Source organism: Chitinophaga filiformis (assembly GCF_900102545.1).
In the GTDB taxonomy this organism is placed as follows: Bacteria; Bacteroidota; Bacteroidia; order Chitinophagales; family Chitinophagaceae; genus Chitinophaga; species Chitinophaga filiformis.
The window spans coordinates 686,654-706,469 of sequence record NZ_FNBN01000001.1 but is presented as its reverse complement, the minus strand read 5'-3'; the positions used below and the strand labels follow the sequence as shown (position 1 = coordinate 706,469).

Genomic DNA, 19,816 nt, shown 5'->3' with positions numbered 1-19,816 from the left:
GTCGAAGATGCGTCGAACAAGCAGAGAACAAGCAGAGAACAAGCAGAGAACAAGCAGAGAAGACGGAGAGAACAAGCACACTTATTTTGCCCGGATGCTGATTTTAGCCATTTTTAGCCCCTGACCTTCAATCTGGAGTGTTATACTGCCTGACCGTCCATTTGCCCTTAAAATGGCTAATCCGCGTCCTCTGAAGGTGGTCAGAGCCGATTGTTGGAAACTGGCCGGACAGTTTGGACAGGCACTACCCGCAGCTGCCAGCGTGGCTGGTCCGCCGACGGTGAGCTTCAATGGTACATTTGCATTCGGTACCACCCTTCCCAGGTCATCTACAATATCCACATTCACATATACCAATTCGTTAGCGTCTGCAGCTATCTGTGTACGGTCGGCCGTCAGCTTGATGGCCTGTGGCGGATTGGTCATCGCCAGGGTTTTGACGCCGATCTCATTGCCTTTGCGATCATATACAAAGGCCGTCAGTACGCCGGGTGTATAAGGAATGTCAAAAGTGGCCGTGAGCGGTGTACTATCAGTTACGTTTTTTGTCGCCACCCGGAAGTCGTTCAATACAAGCTCTACTTTTTCTCCTCTCGTAAAGACCCGTACCTGCATGTTTTTACCATTCATGCCGGGCCATGTCCAGGAAGGTACTTCATCCGGCCATCCCCACCAGCTGACTTTTTCTTTCGATCCCTCAGGGATGGGAGCATGCACCAGCATTTCCACTGTGCTTTTGCCCCACACCACATCCCGGAAATAGGATTGAGGTTTTTTATTACCAATCAGATCTATATCGCCACACCAGGCATTGAACCAGGGGTAGGTGAGCCTTCCGGAGCCATTGCCGGTGTAGGTACTATGCCCTATACCTGCTTCTCCCAGGTAATCCATGGCAGTCCAGACGAAATCGCCGATCACAAAAGGAAGTCCCTGCACCTGGTTCCAGGCATGGTATAATTCTGCCGGAACGGTTTCTGATCCATACATCACACGACCAGGCACACGTCTTTCGTCTATTGCATAGTTCCGCCATTGGTAGTTATATCCTGCAACGTCCAGCAATGCAAAGGAGGCATCTGTGGCGGTCCATTTATAGGGTCTTTCCCAGAAATCGTTCTCGGCTTCTGTAATAGCACGGGTACTGTCCAGGCGGCGAATTGCTTTCACCATCTGCCGGGTGAGTATGAGTCCTGCACTATCTGCCCGTTCGGGTATTTCATTACCAATACTCCACATAATAATGCTCGGATGATTCCTGTCGCGTAGTACCATACTTTGCAGATCGCGCTGCCACCATGCTTTAAAAAACCGGTGATAGTCCTGCGGATGTTTCTGGTCCATCCACATGTCAAAAGCCTCGTCGATTACCAGCATACCCAGCCTGTCGCAGGTTTCCAGGAATTTCTCAGAAGGAGGGTTATGGCTGGTGCGGATGGCATTGAACCCATAAGCCTTCATCAGTTCTACTTTCCTTTCTTCTGCCCGGTCAAAGGCGGCAGCTCCTAACAGGCCGTTGTCATGATGGAGGCAACCTCCTTTCAGCAGCACTTTCTCTCCATTGATGGTCAGTCCTTTGGTGGCATTAATGCTGATCTTCCGGATACCGGTTTTAATCTCCAGTTGGTCTGCGGCACTGGTTTGCTTGGCATTCGTGGTATCCAGCAGTCTGATTTCCGTGGTATACAGGTAAGGTCTTCCCGGCGACCATAAGGCCGGGTTGTTCACAGTGAGTTGTTTGATGACGGTGGTAGTGTCGTCTGTCAGAATACTAACAGGCTGTGATGCATAGGCAACCACCTGGCCGGTACTGTCTTTCAGACGGATCTGGAACATTCGGTTAGCGGCGCCTGTTCCGCTACCTGTCATCGCTGCGGCTACCTGTATCACGGCTTTTTGTTTCCCGGCTTCCTGAGTGGTAATGAAGATGCCGTCTTTTATCAGGTGTACGGGAGGAGGCATTATCAGGTGCACATGCCGGTAGATACCCGCCCCGGTATACCAGCGTGAATTGAGTCCTTCATTTTTTACCCGGACGGCCAATATGTTCTTTTGTCCGGGAGCTGAGAGGTAAGGCGTCAGGTCGTATGTAAAGGGCGTATAACCATATGGGTGGTTACCGAGGTGATGTCCGTTGATCCAGACATCGCTGTCCATGTACACTCCATCGAAGCGAATGGCAACGGTTTGCCCGGAAGGAAGGGCCGGTAAGATAAATTGCTTGCGGTACCAGGCGGTGCCCCCCACAACGTAGGCCCCTTCTTCTTTCGCCGGACTGTACTTATAGAATGGACCGATGATGGTGCTGTCGTTTTGTCCGGGGAGATCTTCTATCGCCCAGTCATGCGGCAGGTGCAGCATCCGCCAGCCGGCGTCAGGATAGTCAGGTTGTTCCGCTCCGGTCAGACTGTCTTTTTTAAACCGCCAGTTGTCGTCGAAGAGTTGTTCTCTTACCAGCGGCAATTTTTTTGTTTGTCCATAGGATTGGAGGGCGAGCGCCAGGCTACCCAGCCAGAATAGTTTAGCAAGGCTCATAGTGTTCTTCATTTCTCGAGTGTACATGCACATTTTCCCTTTGGGGGAATGCGTCTCACTGACCGCGTCCGAAAGTTATTTTAAAAAATCTGATATTTTTTTTGAATCATTTTTGGTTATATCAAAAAATCGTCTACCTTTGCAATCCCAAACATCGAAAGCGATGGCAACAAAGCGAGATGTTTAACGGGTTCGGGGCGTAGCGTAGCCCGGTATCGCGCCTGCTTTGGGAGCAGGAGGTCGCAGGTTCGAATCCTGCCGCCCCGACAGAAAGGAGATCAGAAATGATCTCCTTTTTTGCTTTATGCCTACACATCAATTGCGTGTTACATTATTTTGGATTGCATAATATTTTCTCCTATAAACTATATCTTTATACGCAATTTTAAACCGAAAGAATAATAGCCCACAACAGCTAGATCATGTTAAAAATCGTACAAATCATAAAGAATTTCCTTCTTTTATTTCCAGTTAGCCTGGTTCTATATCCTTTTAGAAAATTCTTCCTGTTTTCTTCATATCTGACGGAATTGAACATGTGGATACTGAAAAATAAAAAGGAGCTCATTATTAAAAGCCCCTTGAAACTAACAAGGGACTATTCTTTACGGTATGAATTGTACGATCAGGTTAAAAATCACTATCAATTAGAACAATCAAAGGTTAGCTATCTGGAATTTGGAGTTGCCGCCGGGTTCTCATTTAAGTGGTGGCTTGAACGAAATAAAAATGAACAATCCTTTTTTGCGGGCTTTGATACTTTTGAAGGCTTACCGGAGGACTGGGGCATGCATTTCAAGAAAGGATCCATGAGTAATGCTATTCCTGAGATCTCAGATAAAAGAGGGCTTTTCTTCAAAGGGCTGTTTCAAAATACTTTACCGGGCTTTATTGAGCGCTATAGTGAGCAGATAAAGAACGCTGAAATCAGAATAATACATTGTGATGCAGATTTGTATTCTGCTACTATTTTCGTTTTAAGCCAGCTTTATCCTTTACTCAAAAAAGGGGATATTATATTATTTGATGAATTCAACGTTCCCATGCATGAATTCAAAGCGTTTAAAGAGTTTACTGAGAACTTTTATATTCGCTTAAAGCCCATTGCTCAGGTAAATACGTTCTACCAGGTAGCGTTTTTGGTGGAAGAGGTTAATATGGCCTGAGGAGGCGCTGTATAGGAGGGTGTATTCTAAGTACGATACACTTTCTTTCTATTCGGAAGTCGTTAGTCATTTATGAGATGCTCAGAACGAATAAACAAAACAGCCTGACATAATGCCAGGCTGTTTTGTTTGCCAACTTCGTCAAATATTATTTCTTCACAGCCTTCAGGCTGAAACCAATTTCAACATCTTTGCTGATCACCCAGTTCTCAGGGCTACCCTCTGTTTTGTAGTTAATACCCCATGCAGTTCTGTCAATCACAAATTTTGCATTAGCAGTAACGTCATTTTCAGCAACAGTGATTTGTGCAGGGAAAGTGATGTTCAGCGTACTGTCTTTCAGGGTCAGGTTACCGCTGATAAGATTGGTAGCGCCAGGAAGAAGGCTTTTCTCCTTGGTGCTGTCATATGGAGCAACGCTGGTGATAACGAATTTAGCAGTTGGATGCTTGGCTGCATCGAAAAAGTCAGGGCTTTTCAGATGACCATCCAGATCAGTTGATTTCTTATCAGGCTCGGTAACAGATGCTGGATCTGTAAGCAGTGTGTTCATGTTTACATCAAAGCTACCACCGGTAACAGCGCCGTTTTCAACATTGAGGCTACCATCTACGACTTTAATGCTTCCAAAGCGTGGAGCAAATCCACCTTTGTGAGTAGCACGCCACTGGACAGTAGTAGCTGTTGTGTCAATAGTATAAGCTGCGCCGGTAGTTGCGGCCGCTTCTTTCTTTTCTTCTGTTTTCGCCTTGTCAGTTGAGGCGCCACCACATGCGGCCAGGGTAAGCAGCAGGATAAAAGCAGGTACTGTTTGCTTCATATATTTCAATTTAAATTAGAAATTCTGTTTACATCGCCGAATTTAATAAATAGGATTTGAACAGATGTTATCCACCATTCAATTGATCTGCTTTTTCTTCCTGTCAATCAAAGCGAATTTTCTTTTAAAGATATTTAAAATAACTTTCCTTCTAAGTTTACCCTCTATGATAAATTAAGTTTCCCTCACATTTGATAAAATGGATTAATAATAACTACTTCATTCTAAAATAATTAGGTTAAATTTTTTTCATTCTGTACGTAAATAATCAGTATATTTAACATCAAGACTGACCTCAAAAAAGTATACACTCAGAAAACCATAACCATAGTACATCATTAATCAATCTTGAACGCTATTTTCTAACAAAACCTTATTTGATAAACTGCACGGCAATAGCCTGAAGCTTTAATACATCATAACTATTCATTCAATCATACACGGCAGGACTAACAGCTGCCTGTAAAGCTATTGTCTCTTCGCGTCATACATAACCAAATTATCCTGCAAACAATGAAGGAAATTCTCAAACAGAGAATATGGCCGATAGTCGTTATTGTCGTATTGATCATTTATCTGGGATCAATAATGACTCGTAGCAGAGCCACTAAAACAGTCATTGATTCCTATAAACAATCACCTGAAAATTTAATGCAGCCGCATAAAAAGAAACAATAATAGGAGGGTAAAAAATGAAAGGAGAAGTTACGGCCCGTTTCCGGGCTGTTTCTTTTTTATATAGCATGAGTTTGCATCTTTAGAACCTGTATACTGCTCAATATTTCCGGCAACGATTGCGTAAATAAATTATCATCAGGAAAAGAAAAAACAGCAAAAAAGAAGGAACTTGACACTGTGAACAATTACGTTGGCCCAGCGCTGTGGCATTTTAACTGCCGTTCCACTTTATGAGTTTTTTTTAACCAATATCATAAAACAAACCCTATGCAATCAAGCCGTTTACTCTCACTGGCATTAAGTGCTGTAATATGCCTTGCCGGTTTATCTGCGCATAGCCAACAATGTAATTTAGTTGGCTGGGCAAGTCAAAATGGTGGCGTAACAGGTGGCGGAACAGCCGCTGCCACAGTTGTCACCAACTACAATGATTTTAAAACTGCTGTTACTTCTTCTGCTGTGAAAGTTGTCCATATATCCGGCACTATCACTTTCCCTGCGGGAGGACGTATCAGTTTCCAGGATCAGTCAGGAAAGACGATTTATGGTTTACCAGGTTCCCGCTTAGTATCAAGCGATCAGACAAAAGACGGTTCAGGTATATTGAGTGTGAAAAGATGTTCTAATATTATTTTCAGAAACATCACATTTGAAGGTCCTGGTGCTTATGACACTGATGGTTGGGATAATGTTACCGTGGATGCGAGTACTAATATCTGGGTGGATCACTGCGAATTTCAGGACGGAGTAGATGGTAACCTCGATATTAAGAACGCTTCGGATTATATTTCTGTCACCTGGTGTAAGTTCATCTACAACAAAGCTCCAAGACCTGGCGGATCTGGCGGTTCAGATGATCACAGGTTCTCTAATCTTTTCGGGTCCAGCGATGGCGCTACGGGCGACAGAGGTAAGCTGCGTATCACTATGCAGTATTGCTGGTGGGCGCAGGGTTGCAAGGCCCGTATGCCAAGGGTGCGGTTTGGAAAGGTGCATGTAGTCAACAATCTGTTCAACAGTACTGTTGCATCACAATGTGTAATGGCCGGCTTTGAAGCAGATCTGCTGGTTGAAAGTAATGTATTTGAAAATGTAACCAGCCCCATTGATCTGATGGATAACACCTTTACTGCTATCACTTCCCGGAATAATATCTTTACCAATACCTCCGGTAATACTGCAGGTAGCGGTACGGCATTCACGCCTCCTTATTCCCTGACTGTAACACCCGCTGCGCAGGTGAAAGGTCTTGTTAGCGCCAGTGCAGGTGCTACGTTAACAAGTCCCACCTGTGGCACTAATCCTAACCCTAATCCCACTACCTATACACTCAGTACAGCGACAGTGCCCACAGCTGGTGGCACTGTAACAGGGGCAGGAACGTATGATTCCGGAGCAGTGGTAACTGTAACTGCAACACCTGCATCTGGATATACTTTTACAGGATGGAGTGGCGCTGCGTCAGGAACAGCTACTTCCGTAAGCATAACAATGAATGGCAATAAATCCGTCACCGCAAACTTCCAGGCACAGGATCCAGGTGGCTCCAATACCATCCGAATTGAAGACAATGCAACGACTGCTCAGGGACTCTGCGTATATGAAGGCGCTATTAGTAGTAACGGTGGCGCCAGCAATGGTAAGGTAATTAACCTGACCAATTCCGCTGGTAAAGGAGTGAACTGGATGGTGAATGCACCTGTTGCAGGTACTTATGCGCTTAACTGGCGTTATGTGAATAGCAGCAGCAGTAATACTTATACCATGGCGCTGATCATAAACGGTACAACTGTTAATAACGCCCAGCCGTTCCCCAGAACGAGTGGGAGTACAGTATTTGCAAATACAACCGCTACGGTGTCACTAAAAGCTGGTGCTAATACTATTCGTCTGCAATCAGTAGCATCCAGCGCCACCGCTGATATTGACTGGATTGAGATAACAGGAAATGCACCATCTGCGGCAAATTGCGCTGGTCTGACAGCAAATACCACCGCTTTATCAATGCCTGATCATATAGGTGAAGGTCAGATATCTACAGGTATCTATCCGAACCCTACCAGCGGCAGTGCAACGATAAATATAACATTGAGCAAAAACGAGCAGGCTGTTGTAAAAATATATGATGCACAGGGCCGTACGGTTGATAATCCTGTTACTATCAGATCTGTTGCCGGAGGCGCTCAGAAAGTGGTGTTGAATCTGAGTAACAGAAAGCCGGGATTGTATTATGTAACTGTAATAGGTAACAAAGGATTTAAATCTAACTATAAACTGGTTGTAGAATAACCATATTATCAGATGAATGGAAGGACAGCATGGCACTGGGCTATGCTGTCCTTTTCTTTTATTATATAGATAATCATACGGAAGGACCCCTATACTTATCCTGTGGAACTTTTTTTAAAAAAAACACTGTCACCGCGTAGGAGTTTTTTAATGTCTCCTGTCTTTACTGTAAATATTCGCGAATTCACCTTTAAACAAGTTTAAAAGTAAAGCCTGATTAAACCATGAAAAAGATACTGATTTTAGTAGTGATATGTGCCTGTGCATTTGCCTGCAGTAAAGACGACGGAAACTCTCCTGATTCCAAAAAATCATACAGCCCCAGCGATGTAGTAACGGTGGATGAAACTGTTATGTATACTGGTGGTGCGCCGATATATGATAAAGCGCTCATAAAGGACTATTTGACACGCAGGGGACAGGCCTCCTCTTACATATTAGATGCTGCAACCGGCTCAGGAGCGCACCTTTCCTCATATACCCTGGAATTCCAGGATGAGAAAAACGTGTTACTGGGCAACATAAAAACAGAGATCATTAGCAAAAACGATACATTAATGATGCTTGCGGCAGTAGATTATACACAAGACAGTCCTTATCCTAATACGAATGTGGCTGACTCAATCATCAATCTGGCGCAATTGGGTGGTCCCGCGTCAGAGTGCCCGACTTATTACACTGCTCCGTGTAAGTACAGGAGGAAGTTCCCTGTGAGGATTGTAAATGGGCAATATTATTTTGCATATGTAGTGGCTACAGCTACATCAACCTGGTGGGAGCCTTCGCCATTTGGAGTGCCAATGGAGTTGACCGACTTCAAACACCTTGCAGGCCCTGCCATGCTTTTCGATCGTAATGTAACATCTAAATTAAGTCAGCAGAATAATAAAGACACACTCGTGGTGCAGATTCTGCGCCGCCCCCTGACAATGCAATAGGAAACAGTGATAATGTATCAGGTCGCCCGCTTTCGGGCGACCTTTTTAATGATTTTATTCTTCGGTCGCCTGCATCCAGACCACTTTCTGTACCGATTGATGGGGAGCAGAAAGGATGTCTCCATACAACTCAGGCCTTCTTGCATTCCTGTACCGGTGGCCACCGGATTGCGTGAGCTTCTCTGGTGTAAGTGTCGCAATAGCAATATCATCGCCTAAGCGCCTGCATTCTGCAATCACATCTCCGAATGGATCAAGTATCATAGAGCAGCCATTCTTTAACTGATCATCGTCCATGCCAATAGGATTGGAAAAGATAGCGTAAATGCCATTATCATATGCTCTTGCCGGCAGCCATTTCATCAGCCAGCTGCGGCCTTTTAATCCGTCGAATTCCGCACGCAGGGACGTCGGGTCCGTCTCGCGGGCAGCCCATAATGCCGGATCCACAAATCCTGCTCCCGGCCTGGTAGATGGCGTACACATAGTCACATGTGGCATGAAAATAATATCAGCGCCCAGTAAAGCAGTGGCTCTGACATTTTCAATGATGTTATTGTCATAGCAGATCAATACACCGCATTTCCATCCCAACAGGTCAAATACAACATATTCGTCGCCCGGTGTAAGATGTGGGTTAATGAAAGGATGCAGCTTGCGGTATTTAGCCAGCAGGCCTGTTTTGTCCACACATACATAAGCTTTATACAGGTTACCGTCATCTGTTTTTTCAAACAACCCTGCCAGGATTACAATATCCAGTTCTTTTGCAATGGCAATTAAAGCCTGTATGCTTTCACCATCCGGAATGAATTCCGCAACGTCAGTTAGCTGTTGCCTGTCCAGGTGCCGGGCAAAAGTATAACCGGTGATAGCGCATTCATGGAAAGCGATCACCTGTGCGCCCTGAGATTTCGCTTGTGCAGAAAGGGAACGGATGATACTCAGGTTATAAGCTTTGTCGTTACTTCGGTTTTCAAACTGTGCAGTAGCTATTTTAATTGGCAGCATAATGGAGTGATTGTGGGTGTAATTTAATGCATATTCTTATTTTCGCTGATAAATCCCTCCTATGGAAAAGTATAAGCGCATTCAATGGGTTGTACAACGGAACCTGACAAGTCAGGCAGATTTTGAAGGAATGAAGATGGCCTGTGGAAAGATCGGAGTGCCTTTTATAGCATTAGATATTATTCCTTTTACCGCAGAACTTCCCCAATTTGATAGAAGTTGCAGGTCTATCATTTATGGATCAACCACTTTTAATGCATTAGCTTATGAGGATGACACACTACGTGAAGGAATCTTCTTTGATAAGCATAAGTTCTCAATTGAGAATTATAACGGTCAGTGGGGGCAGTATATGCTAAACTATGAAGCAAGTATCTGCACTTTTAAGGAGCTCATGGAAAGCAGGCAGCATACTGCTGATAAATTGCTGTTTATTCGTCCTGATGATGATAGTAAATCCTTTGCCGGTGAAACAAAACGATTTGATGAAATAGAAGGATGGTTCAACATGCTTATAGGGGTAGAAAATAGTACTTTATCCGCTGAAAGTAAGATTGTAGTATCAGAGCCATATAATATACAATATGAATGGCGGCTGTGGATTGTCAATAAGAAAGTTGTTGCTGCCTCTAAGTACAGGGAGTATTTTAAACTAAGGAAGGAAGAAGGATGTCCTGCTGCTGTAATAACTTTTGCGGAACAGAGATGCCAGGAGTATACCCCTCATGATGTATTCGTGATGGATGTTTGTTTATGTGGGGATGAATATTTTATTGTAGAATGTGGATGTATGAACGGGGCTGGTTTTTACAAAGGGAATATTGAAAGCATCATAACCAACGTTTCTGAGTATTTTATATCGATCACTTGATTTAGGAAAACGATGACTTCAACCGCTCTACCTCCTTCCTCAACGTCTTCTTCTCCGCCGCTGACTTGGTCAATCTAATCGCTGTATTATAATGGCTAATAGCTCTATTAACATCCCTGCCCGCATACAAATATCCCAGCAGCGAATGATAATAACTATTAGCCTCCAGTTGCAACTTCTCCGCTTCTGCAATCCCCTTATCATACCCATACACTTTCGCAAAAGCGAACGTCCTGTTCAGCGCAGTCATCGGAGAATATTCAATCAATATAAGCTCATTATATAACTGCAGAATATGCTCCCATTTCTTACTGTCAGTCGGTGTTGTATGCCAATACGCAATACCCGCTTCCAGATGATATTTCGACACTTCATTCCCTGAGCAGGCATTCACCAGGTAGTAATTCCCCTTGTCAATCAGCTCTCTGCTCCACAACTCCTTATCCTGTTGTTCAAACAGAATGGTTTCCCCTGCTTCATCAGCTCTTGCATCCAGTCGTGAACTCTGATAACACATCAGCGCAAGAAGCGCATTCACCTTCGTACCATTAGTTAATGGATGCTCTGTCAATATAAGCGTAAGCCGGATAGCTTCCGAGCAGAGCTCTTTCCGGATAACATGATTATTAGATGCAGAAAAATATCCTTCATTAAATAACAGGTATAAAGTTCTGAGCACCGTGTCAAGCCTGGGTTGAATCACATCCTCCTGTAAAGTCGTAATCCTGAAATCGTCATTACGAAGATTTGTTCTCGCTCTCAGCAATCGCTTTTTGATAGTTTCGGTTTTTGTAAGAAAAGCATCCGCTATTTCTTCCACACTAAAACCACAAAGGATTTGCAACGCCAGACAGATCTGCGACCCGGGAGAATTAGCCGGGTTACAAACAGCGAAGATCATGGCCAGTTGGCTATCATTAAATAGCTGCTGTGTGAATTCGATATCAGGTGCAGGTTGCCGCTCATCTGCCTGGATATTCTCTTTCACCTGTGTGTCGAAGATCTTCTGCCTTTTGAGAAAGTCCTTAGTTTTGTTTCTTGCCACGGTATAAAGCCAGGCCGTCGGATTATCAGGGATCCCATTTACACCCCAGACCTCCGTTGCCTTCAGGAATGTTTCACTGGCAATATCTTCAGCTATCTCTATATGTTGCAAGCCAAAATGACGGCATATCACGGCCGTCATTTTAGCGTACTCCAACCTGAACAGATGGGGCAAAAGCTGTTGAGATGTTACCTTTCCTTCCATTGGCGTTAATTGTTGCTATCGCGTTTTAACACTTCCCTGACTTCCACATTGCCACCAGACTTCAATACAGGATTGTCTTTAGCCAGTTCCACCGCGTCATCAATACTTTCAGCTCTGACAATCACATAACCGGCAACAAACTCCTTGATCTCTGTAAAAGGGCCGTCCGTTACAACATTACCTGACCTCACCGTCCTGGCACTGACAGGAGAGAGGGAATTGCCTTTATCAACCAGTTTGTTCTGAGAAGCAATCCCCGCCAGCCAGTTCATTCTTTCCTGCATCTGCTCTGGCGATGGTTTAAAATCAGCATGGTTGCTGGTCCTGAAAATTAATACGAACTCTTTCATTACTATGAATTTTATTGTACCCTTTCATGACGATCGAAAGTGCCCAGGGGGGACACCTGAGCTGTTCTGCAAAAGTAAACGTAAGAAATGATTAACGCCAGCAACGCAATAACAGGCGATACAAAGCTGGACACCGGCGCCTGGATGGCACAAAATGAAATAATAGCCGATATGACATTAATGCCAATCCCGGCATAAACCCATTCTTTCATTCTGGCGGGAACCGGCAGCAATATTACAATACCGCCGAGTATCTTGAATACCGCCAGTGTGATCCTGAAATAACGAGGATATCCCATAGCATTCACCGTGTCAATAAAAAAGGGTAACGCAAGTAAACCCCAGGCCCCCAGTGCAGAAAACAGTGCCACAAAGACGGTACTTGCCAGGTAGATAATTTTGTCTGTTCTTTTTGTCATAGTATGGTTTCCTCCTATGACGATCGGATATGCAATACGGGGACATACCACATAATCGGTGAGGGTTTCGCCCAAACTTCGGTGACAAACGCTACTGTCTTTTATTGAATCTTGGCATATCAGAAAGCCACATCGCATTGATGTGGCTTCTCGTTTTTATGACACCCTTTTTAACCGATCCTTATGCTTCTTCGAGTGCACCAACCAGCTTTTCTACCTGCTCCAATACTGTCTGACGTAAAGCCTTCACCAGCTCGGGGATGAAGTTACCTTCAGACGTATCTGTCAACCATGGGTTCATGGTTGTAGAGATCAGGATATTTACCGGTTCATCGTTATCAATGGACAGACCCAATCGTTTTTTATAATCATCGACAAATGACTTGCCGTACGATTCATTGTCAAACTGTGATTGTGTTAAATACATCGGGGTTTTGGATGGATGATCATGATCGCCCGGCGACAAGCTTAATGCCTGGAAGATGTTCAGGTTAAGCTCATTCAGTTTATCTACACTCTTGTTAAGCACACCGTTTTCTTTGAAGTTGAAAGTGTAGGTAATAATGATCTGATCACTGCCCAGTTCCGGTAATAAGGCCACAGCTTGCGGATTGGCCATGATCTGTTCATTGGTCTTAGGCACAATCTCTTCTTTGATGAACTCATATTGTTGTTTGATCTTATCAGGTCCTTCGCCATTTTTCTCTGCCGGCAGCCGTTGGAATGGTACAATGATGAACGGATCATCCGGTTCTGCCATTGTTATAAAGGCACTGTATAGGCGTTTGCTGTTAAAGAGACATTTACCGAGGATCTGACCATAACCGCTCTGGTCCAGCGGGATCACCTGGTGACTCATATACGCGGCTGCTGCAGCGGCGCCAGGCTTGGAGCCTTCCAGTCCATAGATGCCCACAGTTGGGTCTACACCACCATGATATACAACAGGTGCTGCGAATGCTACCAGGTTTCGCATCGCCCCGTTCTTATAACATAGTCCTCCTGCCGGATAAGGAATATATCCTGCTTTATGCGGATCTATGGTAATAGAGTCTGACTGGTGAATATGTGCATACTGTTCTGTCACATACGCATTCATGGTCAGTGTAGGCGTATATAATACAAACCTGTTGGATATCTGACGTTCCGGTTGCCGGAGAATAGCCGTAAAATAACCACCCCAGGCTGCATCAGAGTGGATAACGAAGTTCAATCCTTTTTTCCTGAACTCTTCCCTTACCTCTACAATATCTTTCAACGGATCTACCGCACTTTCTTCTGTAGTACCTATGACTGCCACTACCATCAGTACGGGCATACGGTTGTCCAGGGCATTTTGCAGCTCTTCTTTTAAACGGCCTATGTGTAGCCGTGCATTTTCATCCACATAGATCTTGATCAGGTTATTGGCGCCAATGCCCAGTACTGCGGCCGATTTAGGCCACGAATAGTGACAGGTGGATGCAGCCATCAGCACAGGCGATTTGATACCGCTATCGATATACTTATTGAGACCATCAAACCCGATATTCTGGATGCTGTAGTCGTTCATGACATCATTAAGCAGATCCAGGTTGATGTGAAATTCTGAGTTGAGCCTATCTGGCAGACTTAATACTTCATCAACAGAAAGATTCAGCAGATCCCAGCTGTCTGCCTGGGCAATAGTCGTAACAGAACCATCCGCCAGTCTTATTTTCAAAGCGCCGGCTTTCTGTAGTAACGGCTCGTTTTTGATAGCAGCAGCAAGGCTGATGGGATAATACTTCAGGTTACGTGCCGCCCACATCGCTTCGTTATTGGCAATGGAGCCATCGCAGGTAATATGTCCCCAGGCTTTAGGCCCCTGTGTCTTCGATTCGCCTGAAATGTTATATCCCAGCATCTTGCACAGTTCATCACCAACAATCATTTCCAGCACTGTTGTAACCGGAGATGCCTCTGCAGCAACATTGTTAGGATTGTACAGCATAGTGCCGAAATAACCGGCCATGCTGGGTAGAGTAGTGTCCCAGTTCATATGCGACTGCCAGCGGTAACTCCAGAAAGGTACAGAGCCTTTCAGCTGTTGCAGCAGTATGTCCAGTTTGTCTTTCAGTATTCTTACGGTTTCCTGGTATTCCGGTGTTTGTTTCATCTCTTCTGTCACATATACCGGATCATTGGGATAAAGGTTCTTACGGTCATTACAATGATTGTCCAACGCCTGCCGGATCAGCTCTTTCAGGAGTTCTGTATTTTCTGCCTTAGGTCCCAGGAACCAACCGGCAAGATCATCGGAACCGGTTCCCTTTCTCTTAAGCTTGGATAAAAGTTCTTCATGTTGCTGCGTCAGGTTACGCGCAAAGATTTGCTGAGAGCTTAAAGGCTGTTTCATGACGGTAACGTTTGATTGGGTGTGAATGTGAAGTAATGGTCTTCCTTAATAAACATAGAAGCCTTTCATGGCCGTTTGCTCGGCAGGCATGTTCACGATTTCCGTGTCGAAGAAAATTTCATCTCCGACCTGCAATTCATACACCTGACCCTGTCCCTGGAAAGTCACTTTATAACTGCCGGTGGCCAGTGGTGGATTTTCCGGCATGGGAGTAGACGGTAAGCCAATAAAACCTACATTGGCTGAGATGGCCAGTTGATCAATGGGTAACCAGTCAGGAACTTTGTACAGCGACATAATATGCAGAAAGTCGTCTTCTTCTGTCAGATAGTGATCGATAAAGGCTTCTTTCTCATTCCCGAAAATGATATAAGTCATATCATCAGGATAAGGGATGGTATAATCGAAATGACGTGCATATACAATCCTTGTGATCGTTGTTGTTACATTGTGGATAAGCGGCTTGTCTTTGTTGGGATCTGCAGGCATGCCCCTGAAAATGTCTGCCTGGAAGTTTTGGGTTTTGCCCAGCATGACATCCGGAATAGTGAACAGATCAGTTTGTAGGTTGCCTAATACATAATAATTGCCGGGATTGGTTTGCCGGTCTTTCAGATAGGCTGCTTTCGCTTCAGGTGAAATAGTAACTTCCAGGGTTACCTGGTACATATGGTTTTTCATATTGAACATAGGCAGATGGCATATGTACAATGCCCCTGTGCCATTCAATATAAACCCATGCTGATCGGGAGTGTTGATAATAGAGTTTTTCATCATTAAAAGAATTAATGGTTTGGATATGATGCTGACGAGTGGTGAGAAAAAATACTTTCCCTTCCGGTTAATAGCTACCGGGCATTGAGTTCATGGATATTGCCTGACGCGTTAAACGTTGTTATGTAAAAACAAGCAGCTTATAAATGTTGTCTGGTGAACGTTAATGGTAGAATGTTATTTTAAGGTGTTTCTTTGAGGTGTAATTCGAATAGCGCAATGCACGGTTGTATTGTTAAGTTAAGGCATATTTCTAATTCATAAAAATATTTTTCATCAACGATCATCTTATATTAATAAGGATGGAGGACGTCCTGTTATTTGCCTGCTATCTTTTGCGAAATGGGAAAAATCAGTGTAGCCAAAATCTTCATAATAGAAATGATACCCCTGCTTTTTATATTCTTTCAGCGCACGCTTTAGCCTGCTGATCCGTTGACAATATTTAGGTGTAAATCCGATGTACTTCAAAAAATCCCTTCTGGCTGATGCATAACTCACCCAGCTAGCCTGACATATTTTTTCTATTTCCTTTTCCCCTTTTAGCTGCAGCGAGTGAAAGGCCTTCATCATCTGATGTAGCCGTTGCACTTTTATGTGGTGACGATCATTGACAAATTGTTTCAACAGCACATGCTGAAACAATGTTATCCTTTCCCTGAAGCTACCCGCTTCCACTAACTGCTCTAACGATAACTCCTTTTTCCATAAGCAGGAAAGGTCTATATGCGTATTGACAAACGATGCCGCCTCTTCTCTGAATAGTAATGCTGCGATACCGGGCTTTAGCTTTACAAAGAAAGTATGCATGCCGCCGGCATAAATGCCGGTATGCAATATAGATGTATGTCCTAACAGGTGCGCATGGCTGAAAATGGTGGGCGTATCACCTCCATCCCTCAGCGAACACCATGACTGCTTATTCAGGTTAAAAGCAATCAGTGTATTGGAAGATGGCAGACCGTTGATATAGAAGTCAGCGGCATCAGTACTGGTGCTGATTTCAAAATAGTAGTCAACATACTCCTGGAAAGGAGCATAAGGATAAGCAATTTTAAAGAAATGCTCCTTTGCGTCTTCTGTTAAAAGCTGACCTCTTTTTATCATGCCTTACATTATTTGACTAAGATAGTCGATACCTAAACCGGATATAAAACACCGTTCCTTTTTATTCTCCAATAGCTGTTGTGTCCAGTTTACAAATCCTCCATCTGCAATTTCTATTTCTTCCCCATGCACGTTGATAACAGCTTTGTATTGGATGCCCTGGTAATAATCATTTGGCACTGCCGTTGTATCTACTACAACAGGGAACATGTTTTTGATCTCATCAAATATCCTGCCCGCCAGCTGATCGCCCTGTTTATATCCTGCTCTTGGTTGTAATTTAAAGTATTTTACTTCGGTCTGAAATACCTGTAGCAGCACGGATTGTAATGCAAGAAAATGTTCTCTGACAGCATTTATCTCGAAAGCCAGATTGCCGGTATCTATGCCTGCACTGACACAACAGGCAATGGTAAAATGCGGACTATGTCCTTTGACCTTTACCGGCGGTGTACGTACATGCCGGTGGGTAGTACAAAACTTCAGCAGATCGGTATTTTTCTTTCTCTTCTTCTGATCAGCAATATGCAAGGCTATCGCATTTGTTGCGTCAGACAATACTTCTGTGCCCCTGATGGCGCTGATAATTTTCTTCTGACTAACAGGCCCCACGGCTGCACAGGTTCCCAACGGTGAAACAGGGGAAAGCTCCAACGGCACAAAACCGCATTGCTGCAGCCATTGTAGTGTACTTAACTCTTTAGCCCGAACTTGCAGTACGTCTACAGCCGCCGGCTGTACAAACCTGTTCATGCGGTATTGCTGTAAGAGCTGTGAAGGTTTCAGCTGCCTGGCTTTCCGGTCAAAAACTTCCAGTAACAGCGAATTCAATGCTGATCCTGAAAGCTCTTCTGCCAGGATGGTAACCAGATCGATGCCTGTTCTGTGTCGTATTTTCTCTAAGATCTCCTGCATGTCAAGATTTTAATAGTGCATAAAAATGCTCGTCAAATAGTTCGTTATACTTTAATACAGCTTTCTTTTTAATCCCTTCCAGTACAAATCCATTCTTTTCCAGCGCCGCTGCGGAATGCCGGTTGTAGGAAAACACACCTGCGTAAATGCGGATGATACCCGTCTGACGGAAAGCATGATGGCACACAAGACGGATCGCTTCCGTCATAATGCCTTTATGCCAGTAAGGCTCTCCCAGCCAATACCCTATCTCTGCAGTATGCCGGTACACATCCTGCTGTGGTACCAGGCTGATAACGCCCGCAAATATGTCCTGATAATGAATGGCCTGACAGTATCCCCATGCGCCCTCCCGGGCCTTTTCGATGTAAAAGAGGGCATCCTCCCGTGTATAAGGATGGGGAAATGCATTCCTTAAATTGCGGGCAATCGCCGGATTATTGGCCAGCACTGACATGGGATCCGCATCTGCCGGTTCCAGGTTTCTTAAAGATACACCATGTGCTCCCTCGATGATTGTATTGAATTCCATGTATCAAAAATCGTCATTTCTTTCCGCTGTGCAGGTGTAAGAAACTTTCAATTTTCACGAAGCCTTAACGCTAAACCTGACGGCTAGATAAGAATAATTAAATTATTTCATTTAATTTTCCTCCCTCAATTTATTTAAATGCGAAACCAGCTTATCACTTTGGCAGCTTGTCTGTCCGTTTTTTCATTCACTGCCTGCAAACATGCGCAGAAAGCAGCCACTACAACATCTGCCCCGTCAACTGCAGAGGAACTCGTAACCACTATGTCTGTACCTGAAAAAGTAAAAGTGGGTAGCCCTGTTATGCTGAAATTTACAGTCAACAATAATTCCGGCAAGGAATTGCAGTTCTGTAAATGGCATACCCCATTTGAGAAGTTCATGAACTCTTACTTTGAGATCCAGGACAGCAAAGGCGAGCCTGTACAGTACAAGGGTATCATGGCTAAAAGGATCATGCCACCCCCTGCAGATGCTTACATCAAAGTACCTGCAAAGGGTAAGGTATCTTCCGAGATCGACCTGCTGACAGGCTACAGGATCACTGCTCCCGGAACGTATAAAGTAACCTACCAGGACAGCGGTATGAGTGGTCTTACCAAAGTAAATGAAGTATCGTTCACCGTGACGGAATAACGCCTCACTTTGATAATCAGAAGAGCCTGTATCAAAAACATGATGCAGGCTCTTTTTATTCGGGTACCTGATGGAGTCAGGTAGTCATTTAAGCGATTCTCAGCGCTTATTTTTACTTTTGAGTTTTCCTCTTTTGCATTAGATAGAATAGGGCCCCCGGATTTGGGGATTTGTAGTTATCTTTTATTTGTAGAATTTCACCAGATCGTTTACCAGCTTTGGATACCCAAAAAGAGAACTATGCTTTTTAAGATTATCAAATGGCCTTTCGTCGGAACGTATATGGTAAAATGGCAAAGCCCGTTGACGGAGCTGGAAAAACGCGACTGGCAGCCTATTGCTGTTAAGAGTAGGTCTGGTGGTATGATACAGGCGCTTTTTGCCGCAGCAAGAACAGAAACAGCTAAGGCTACGATCGTGCTGGGACATCCGATGAAAAGAGAAGCAAAAGCATATTTCCTCAAGAATGGATATACGGATCTGCTAAGAGACAATGGTTTTCATACCCTTGTCTTTGACTTTAATGGCTTTGGTGAAAGCACGAACGGAAGCTTCTCTTATTTTGAAGATATTATTGCTATCGGTAAAGAAGCAAAAGAGATCATTCCTGATCTTCCTGTTGGTTACCATGGCATTTCTTTAGGCGGGCAATGGGGCATCGTTGCATTTGCCGACAACCAGCATCCATTTGAATTTGCTATTATTGAAAGTGCTGTTACCACACCGGAAGAGTTCTGGTTCAGATATCCGCTTGCATATAAAATATTGAAGGTCCTGAATTATCTGATGCCCCGGTATGCGAGGAAGGTCAGGGTGATAGACCGTATCAAAGATGCGAAGAACCTGAAATCCCTGCTGCTTATTTATTCTTATGCAGACGAGCTGGTGTCTGTGGAAATGGGCGAAAGACTCAGGCGGAATAGTCCGGTGCCTACAGAACTGTGGACCGTTGAAAATGCTGATCATATCCTGATGATGAAATCACCGCACAAGGAAGCTTATAAAGAGAAGATCATCAGTTATTTTAATCAAGCCGTAGATGGCATTCACCATCCATAAATTCTGTTCTGATAAGCAGGCAATTATTTATATTTTAGTTCTTCATGCCGGAGGATTACCCGTCCTCTTATTTTTATTCTAAGCACTTTA

General features: G+C 44.2%; 17 protein-coding genes and 1 tRNA gene. 7 read left to right on the top strand and 11 right to left on the bottom strand.

Annotated features, from left to right (window positions below; genetic code table 11):
- Window positions 1-81: 81 nt before the first annotated feature.
- On the bottom strand, window positions 82-2,547 hold the full coding sequence (locus tag BLR32_RS02910) for a glycoside hydrolase family 2 TIM barrel-domain containing protein (protein WP_176842144.1): 2,466 nt from the start codon (window positions 2,545-2,547) through the stop codon (window positions 82-84).
- A gap of 181 nt (window positions 2,548-2,728) precedes the next feature.
- Between BLR32_RS02910 and BLR32_RS02905 the strand changes: the two genes are divergently transcribed.
- Both BLR32_RS02905 and BLR32_RS02900 read left to right on the top strand, forming a co-directional pair.
- Window positions 2,729-2,802 (top strand) — tRNA-Pro (locus BLR32_RS02905).
- Between the two features lie 155 nt (window positions 2,803-2,957).
- Window positions 2,958-3,701, top strand: a complete 744-nt coding sequence (locus tag BLR32_RS02900) for a class I SAM-dependent methyltransferase (protein WP_089828736.1) — start codon at window positions 2,958-2,960, stop codon at window positions 3,699-3,701.
- Between the two features lie 148 nt (window positions 3,702-3,849).
- On the opposite strand, the gene BLR32_RS02895 is transcribed toward BLR32_RS02900, so the two are convergent.
- Window positions 3,850-4,521 (bottom strand): YceI family protein, encoded by a 672-nt coding sequence (locus tag BLR32_RS02895; RefSeq protein ID WP_089828735.1) that lies wholly within the window; start codon window positions 4,519-4,521, stop codon window positions 3,850-3,852.
- A gap of 945 nt (window positions 4,522-5,466) precedes the next feature.
- Here BLR32_RS02895 and BLR32_RS02890 point away from each other — a divergent pair.
- Both BLR32_RS02890 and BLR32_RS02885 read left to right on the top strand, forming a co-directional pair.
- A complete protein-coding gene (locus BLR32_RS02890; protein WP_089828734.1) occupies window positions 5,467-7,488 on the top strand; it encodes a pectate lyase family protein in 2,022 nt (673 codons plus the stop codon).
- 224 nt (window positions 7,489-7,712) lie between these two features.
- Window positions 7,713-8,426 carry a hypothetical protein gene (locus tag BLR32_RS02885; RefSeq protein WP_089828733.1) on the top strand — a complete coding sequence of 238 codons (714 nt, stop codon included), beginning with the start codon at window positions 7,713-7,715 and terminating at the stop codon, window positions 8,424-8,426.
- A 54-nt stretch (window positions 8,427-8,480) separates the two neighbouring features.
- Here the strand turns inward: BLR32_RS02885 and BLR32_RS02880 are convergent, their stop codons facing one another.
- Window positions 8,481-9,437: a nitrilase family protein gene (locus BLR32_RS02880; RefSeq protein WP_089828732.1), complete on the bottom strand. Its 957-nt coding sequence runs from the start codon at window positions 9,435-9,437 to the stop codon at window positions 8,481-8,483.
- A gap of 61 nt (window positions 9,438-9,498) precedes the next feature.
- Between BLR32_RS02880 and BLR32_RS02875 the strand changes: the two genes are divergently transcribed.
- Window positions 9,499-10,308 (top strand): ATP-grasp domain-containing protein, encoded by an 810-nt coding sequence (locus BLR32_RS02875; protein WP_089828731.1) that lies wholly within the window; start codon window positions 9,499-9,501, stop codon window positions 10,306-10,308.
- A gap of 1 nt (window position 10,309) precedes the next feature.
- Here the strand turns inward: BLR32_RS02875 and BLR32_RS02870 are convergent, their stop codons facing one another.
- The 8 genes from BLR32_RS02870 to BLR32_RS02835 form a co-directional block, all read right to left on the bottom strand.
- The gene (locus tag BLR32_RS02870; protein ID WP_218124142.1) at window positions 10,310-11,557 is read right to left on the bottom strand and encodes an RNA polymerase sigma factor; all 1,248 of its coding nucleotides are present in this window, start codon (window positions 11,555-11,557) and stop codon (window positions 10,310-10,312) included.
- A gap of 5 nt (window positions 11,558-11,562) precedes the next feature.
- On the bottom strand, window positions 11,563-11,907 hold the full coding sequence (locus BLR32_RS02865; RefSeq protein ID WP_089828730.1) for a YciI family protein: 345 nt from the start codon (window positions 11,905-11,907) through the stop codon (window positions 11,563-11,565).
- Between the two features lie 11 nt (window positions 11,908-11,918).
- Window positions 11,919-12,326: a DoxX family protein gene (locus tag BLR32_RS02860; RefSeq protein ID WP_176842143.1), complete on the bottom strand. Its 408-nt coding sequence runs from the start codon at window positions 12,324-12,326 to the stop codon at window positions 11,919-11,921.
- A 181-nt stretch (window positions 12,327-12,507) separates the two neighbouring features.
- Window positions 12,508-14,703: a pyridoxal-dependent decarboxylase gene (locus tag BLR32_RS02855; protein WP_089828728.1), complete on the bottom strand. Its 2,196-nt coding sequence runs from the start codon at window positions 14,701-14,703 to the stop codon at window positions 12,508-12,510.
- A 45-nt stretch (window positions 14,704-14,748) separates the two neighbouring features.
- Complete coding sequence (locus BLR32_RS02850; RefSeq protein WP_089828727.1) at window positions 14,749-15,477, bottom strand: hypothetical protein; 729 nt, start codon at window positions 15,475-15,477, stop codon at window positions 14,749-14,751.
- 288 nt (window positions 15,478-15,765) lie between these two features.
- Window positions 15,766-16,584 carry a DUF6597 domain-containing transcriptional factor gene (locus BLR32_RS02845; RefSeq protein ID WP_089828726.1) on the bottom strand — a complete coding sequence of 273 codons (819 nt, stop codon included), beginning with the start codon at window positions 16,582-16,584 and terminating at the stop codon, window positions 15,766-15,768.
- A gap of 3 nt (window positions 16,585-16,587) precedes the next feature.
- Window positions 16,588-17,499 (bottom strand): hypothetical protein, encoded by a 912-nt coding sequence (locus BLR32_RS02840; protein WP_089828725.1) that lies wholly within the window; start codon window positions 17,497-17,499, stop codon window positions 16,588-16,590.
- Window position 17,500: 1 nt separating this feature from the next.
- A complete protein-coding gene (locus tag BLR32_RS02835; RefSeq protein WP_089828724.1) occupies window positions 17,501-18,031 on the bottom strand; it encodes a GNAT family N-acetyltransferase in 531 nt (176 codons plus the stop codon).
- A gap of 138 nt (window positions 18,032-18,169) precedes the next feature.
- Between BLR32_RS02835 and BLR32_RS02830 the strand changes: the two genes are divergently transcribed.
- Both BLR32_RS02830 and BLR32_RS02825 read left to right on the top strand, forming a co-directional pair.
- Window positions 18,170-18,667 (top strand): hypothetical protein, encoded by a 498-nt coding sequence (locus BLR32_RS02830; protein ID WP_089828723.1) that lies wholly within the window; start codon window positions 18,170-18,172, stop codon window positions 18,665-18,667.
- 240 nt (window positions 18,668-18,907) lie between these two features.
- Window positions 18,908-19,726: an alpha/beta hydrolase gene (locus BLR32_RS02825; protein ID WP_089828722.1), complete on the top strand. Its 819-nt coding sequence runs from the start codon at window positions 18,908-18,910 to the stop codon at window positions 19,724-19,726.
- Window positions 19,727-19,816 lie beyond the last annotated feature (90 nt).

Excerpts from the sequence above, each read along its gene's own strand:
- BLR32_RS02910 (WP_176842144.1), bottom strand. The coding sequence starts at position 2,547 with ATGAAGAACACTATGAGCCTTGCTAAACTATTCTGGCTGGGTAGCCTG.
- BLR32_RS02900 (WP_089828736.1), top strand. The coding sequence starts at position 2,958 with ATGTTAAAAATCGTACAAATCATAAAGAATTTCCTTCTTTTATTTCCA.
- BLR32_RS02895 (WP_089828735.1), bottom strand. The coding sequence starts at position 4,521 with ATGAAGCAAACAGTACCTGCTTTTATCCTGCTGCTTACCCTGGCCGCA.
- BLR32_RS02890 (WP_089828734.1), top strand. The coding sequence starts at position 5,467 with ATGCAATCAAGCCGTTTACTCTCACTGGCATTAAGTGCTGTAATATGC.
- BLR32_RS02885 (WP_089828733.1), top strand. The coding sequence starts at position 7,713 with ATGAAAAAGATACTGATTTTAGTAGTGATATGTGCCTGTGCATTTGCC.
- BLR32_RS02880 (WP_089828732.1), bottom strand. The coding sequence starts at position 9,437 with ATGCTGCCAATTAAAATAGCTACTGCACAGTTTGAAAACCGAAGTAAC.
- BLR32_RS02875 (WP_089828731.1), top strand. The coding sequence starts at position 9,499 with ATGGAAAAGTATAAGCGCATTCAATGGGTTGTACAACGGAACCTGACA.
- BLR32_RS02870 (WP_218124142.1), bottom strand. The coding sequence starts at position 11,557 with ATGGAAGGAAAGGTAACATCTCAACAGCTTTTGCCCCATCTGTTCAGG.
- BLR32_RS02865 (WP_089828730.1), bottom strand. The coding sequence starts at position 11,907 with ATGAAAGAGTTCGTATTAATTTTCAGGACCAGCAACCATGCTGATTTT.
- BLR32_RS02860 (WP_176842143.1), bottom strand. The coding sequence starts at position 12,326 with ATGACAAAAAGAACAGACAAAATTATCTACCTGGCAAGTACCGTCTTT.
- BLR32_RS02855 (WP_089828728.1), bottom strand. The coding sequence starts at position 14,703 with ATGAAACAGCCTTTAAGCTCTCAGCAAATCTTTGCGCGTAACCTGACG.
- BLR32_RS02850 (WP_089828727.1), bottom strand. The coding sequence starts at position 15,477 with ATGAAAAACTCTATTATCAACACTCCCGATCAGCATGGGTTTATATTG.
- BLR32_RS02845 (WP_089828726.1), bottom strand. The coding sequence starts at position 16,584 with ATGATAAAAAGAGGTCAGCTTTTAACAGAAGACGCAAAGGAGCATTTC.
- BLR32_RS02840 (WP_089828725.1), bottom strand. The coding sequence starts at position 17,499 with ATGCAGGAGATCTTAGAGAAAATACGACACAGAACAGGCATCGATCTG.
- BLR32_RS02835 (WP_089828724.1), bottom strand. The coding sequence starts at position 18,031 with ATGGAATTCAATACAATCATCGAGGGAGCACATGGTGTATCTTTAAGA.
- BLR32_RS02830 (WP_089828723.1), top strand. The coding sequence starts at position 18,170 with ATGCGAAACCAGCTTATCACTTTGGCAGCTTGTCTGTCCGTTTTTTCA.
- BLR32_RS02825 (WP_089828722.1), top strand. The coding sequence starts at position 18,908 with ATGCTTTTTAAGATTATCAAATGGCCTTTCGTCGGAACGTATATGGTA.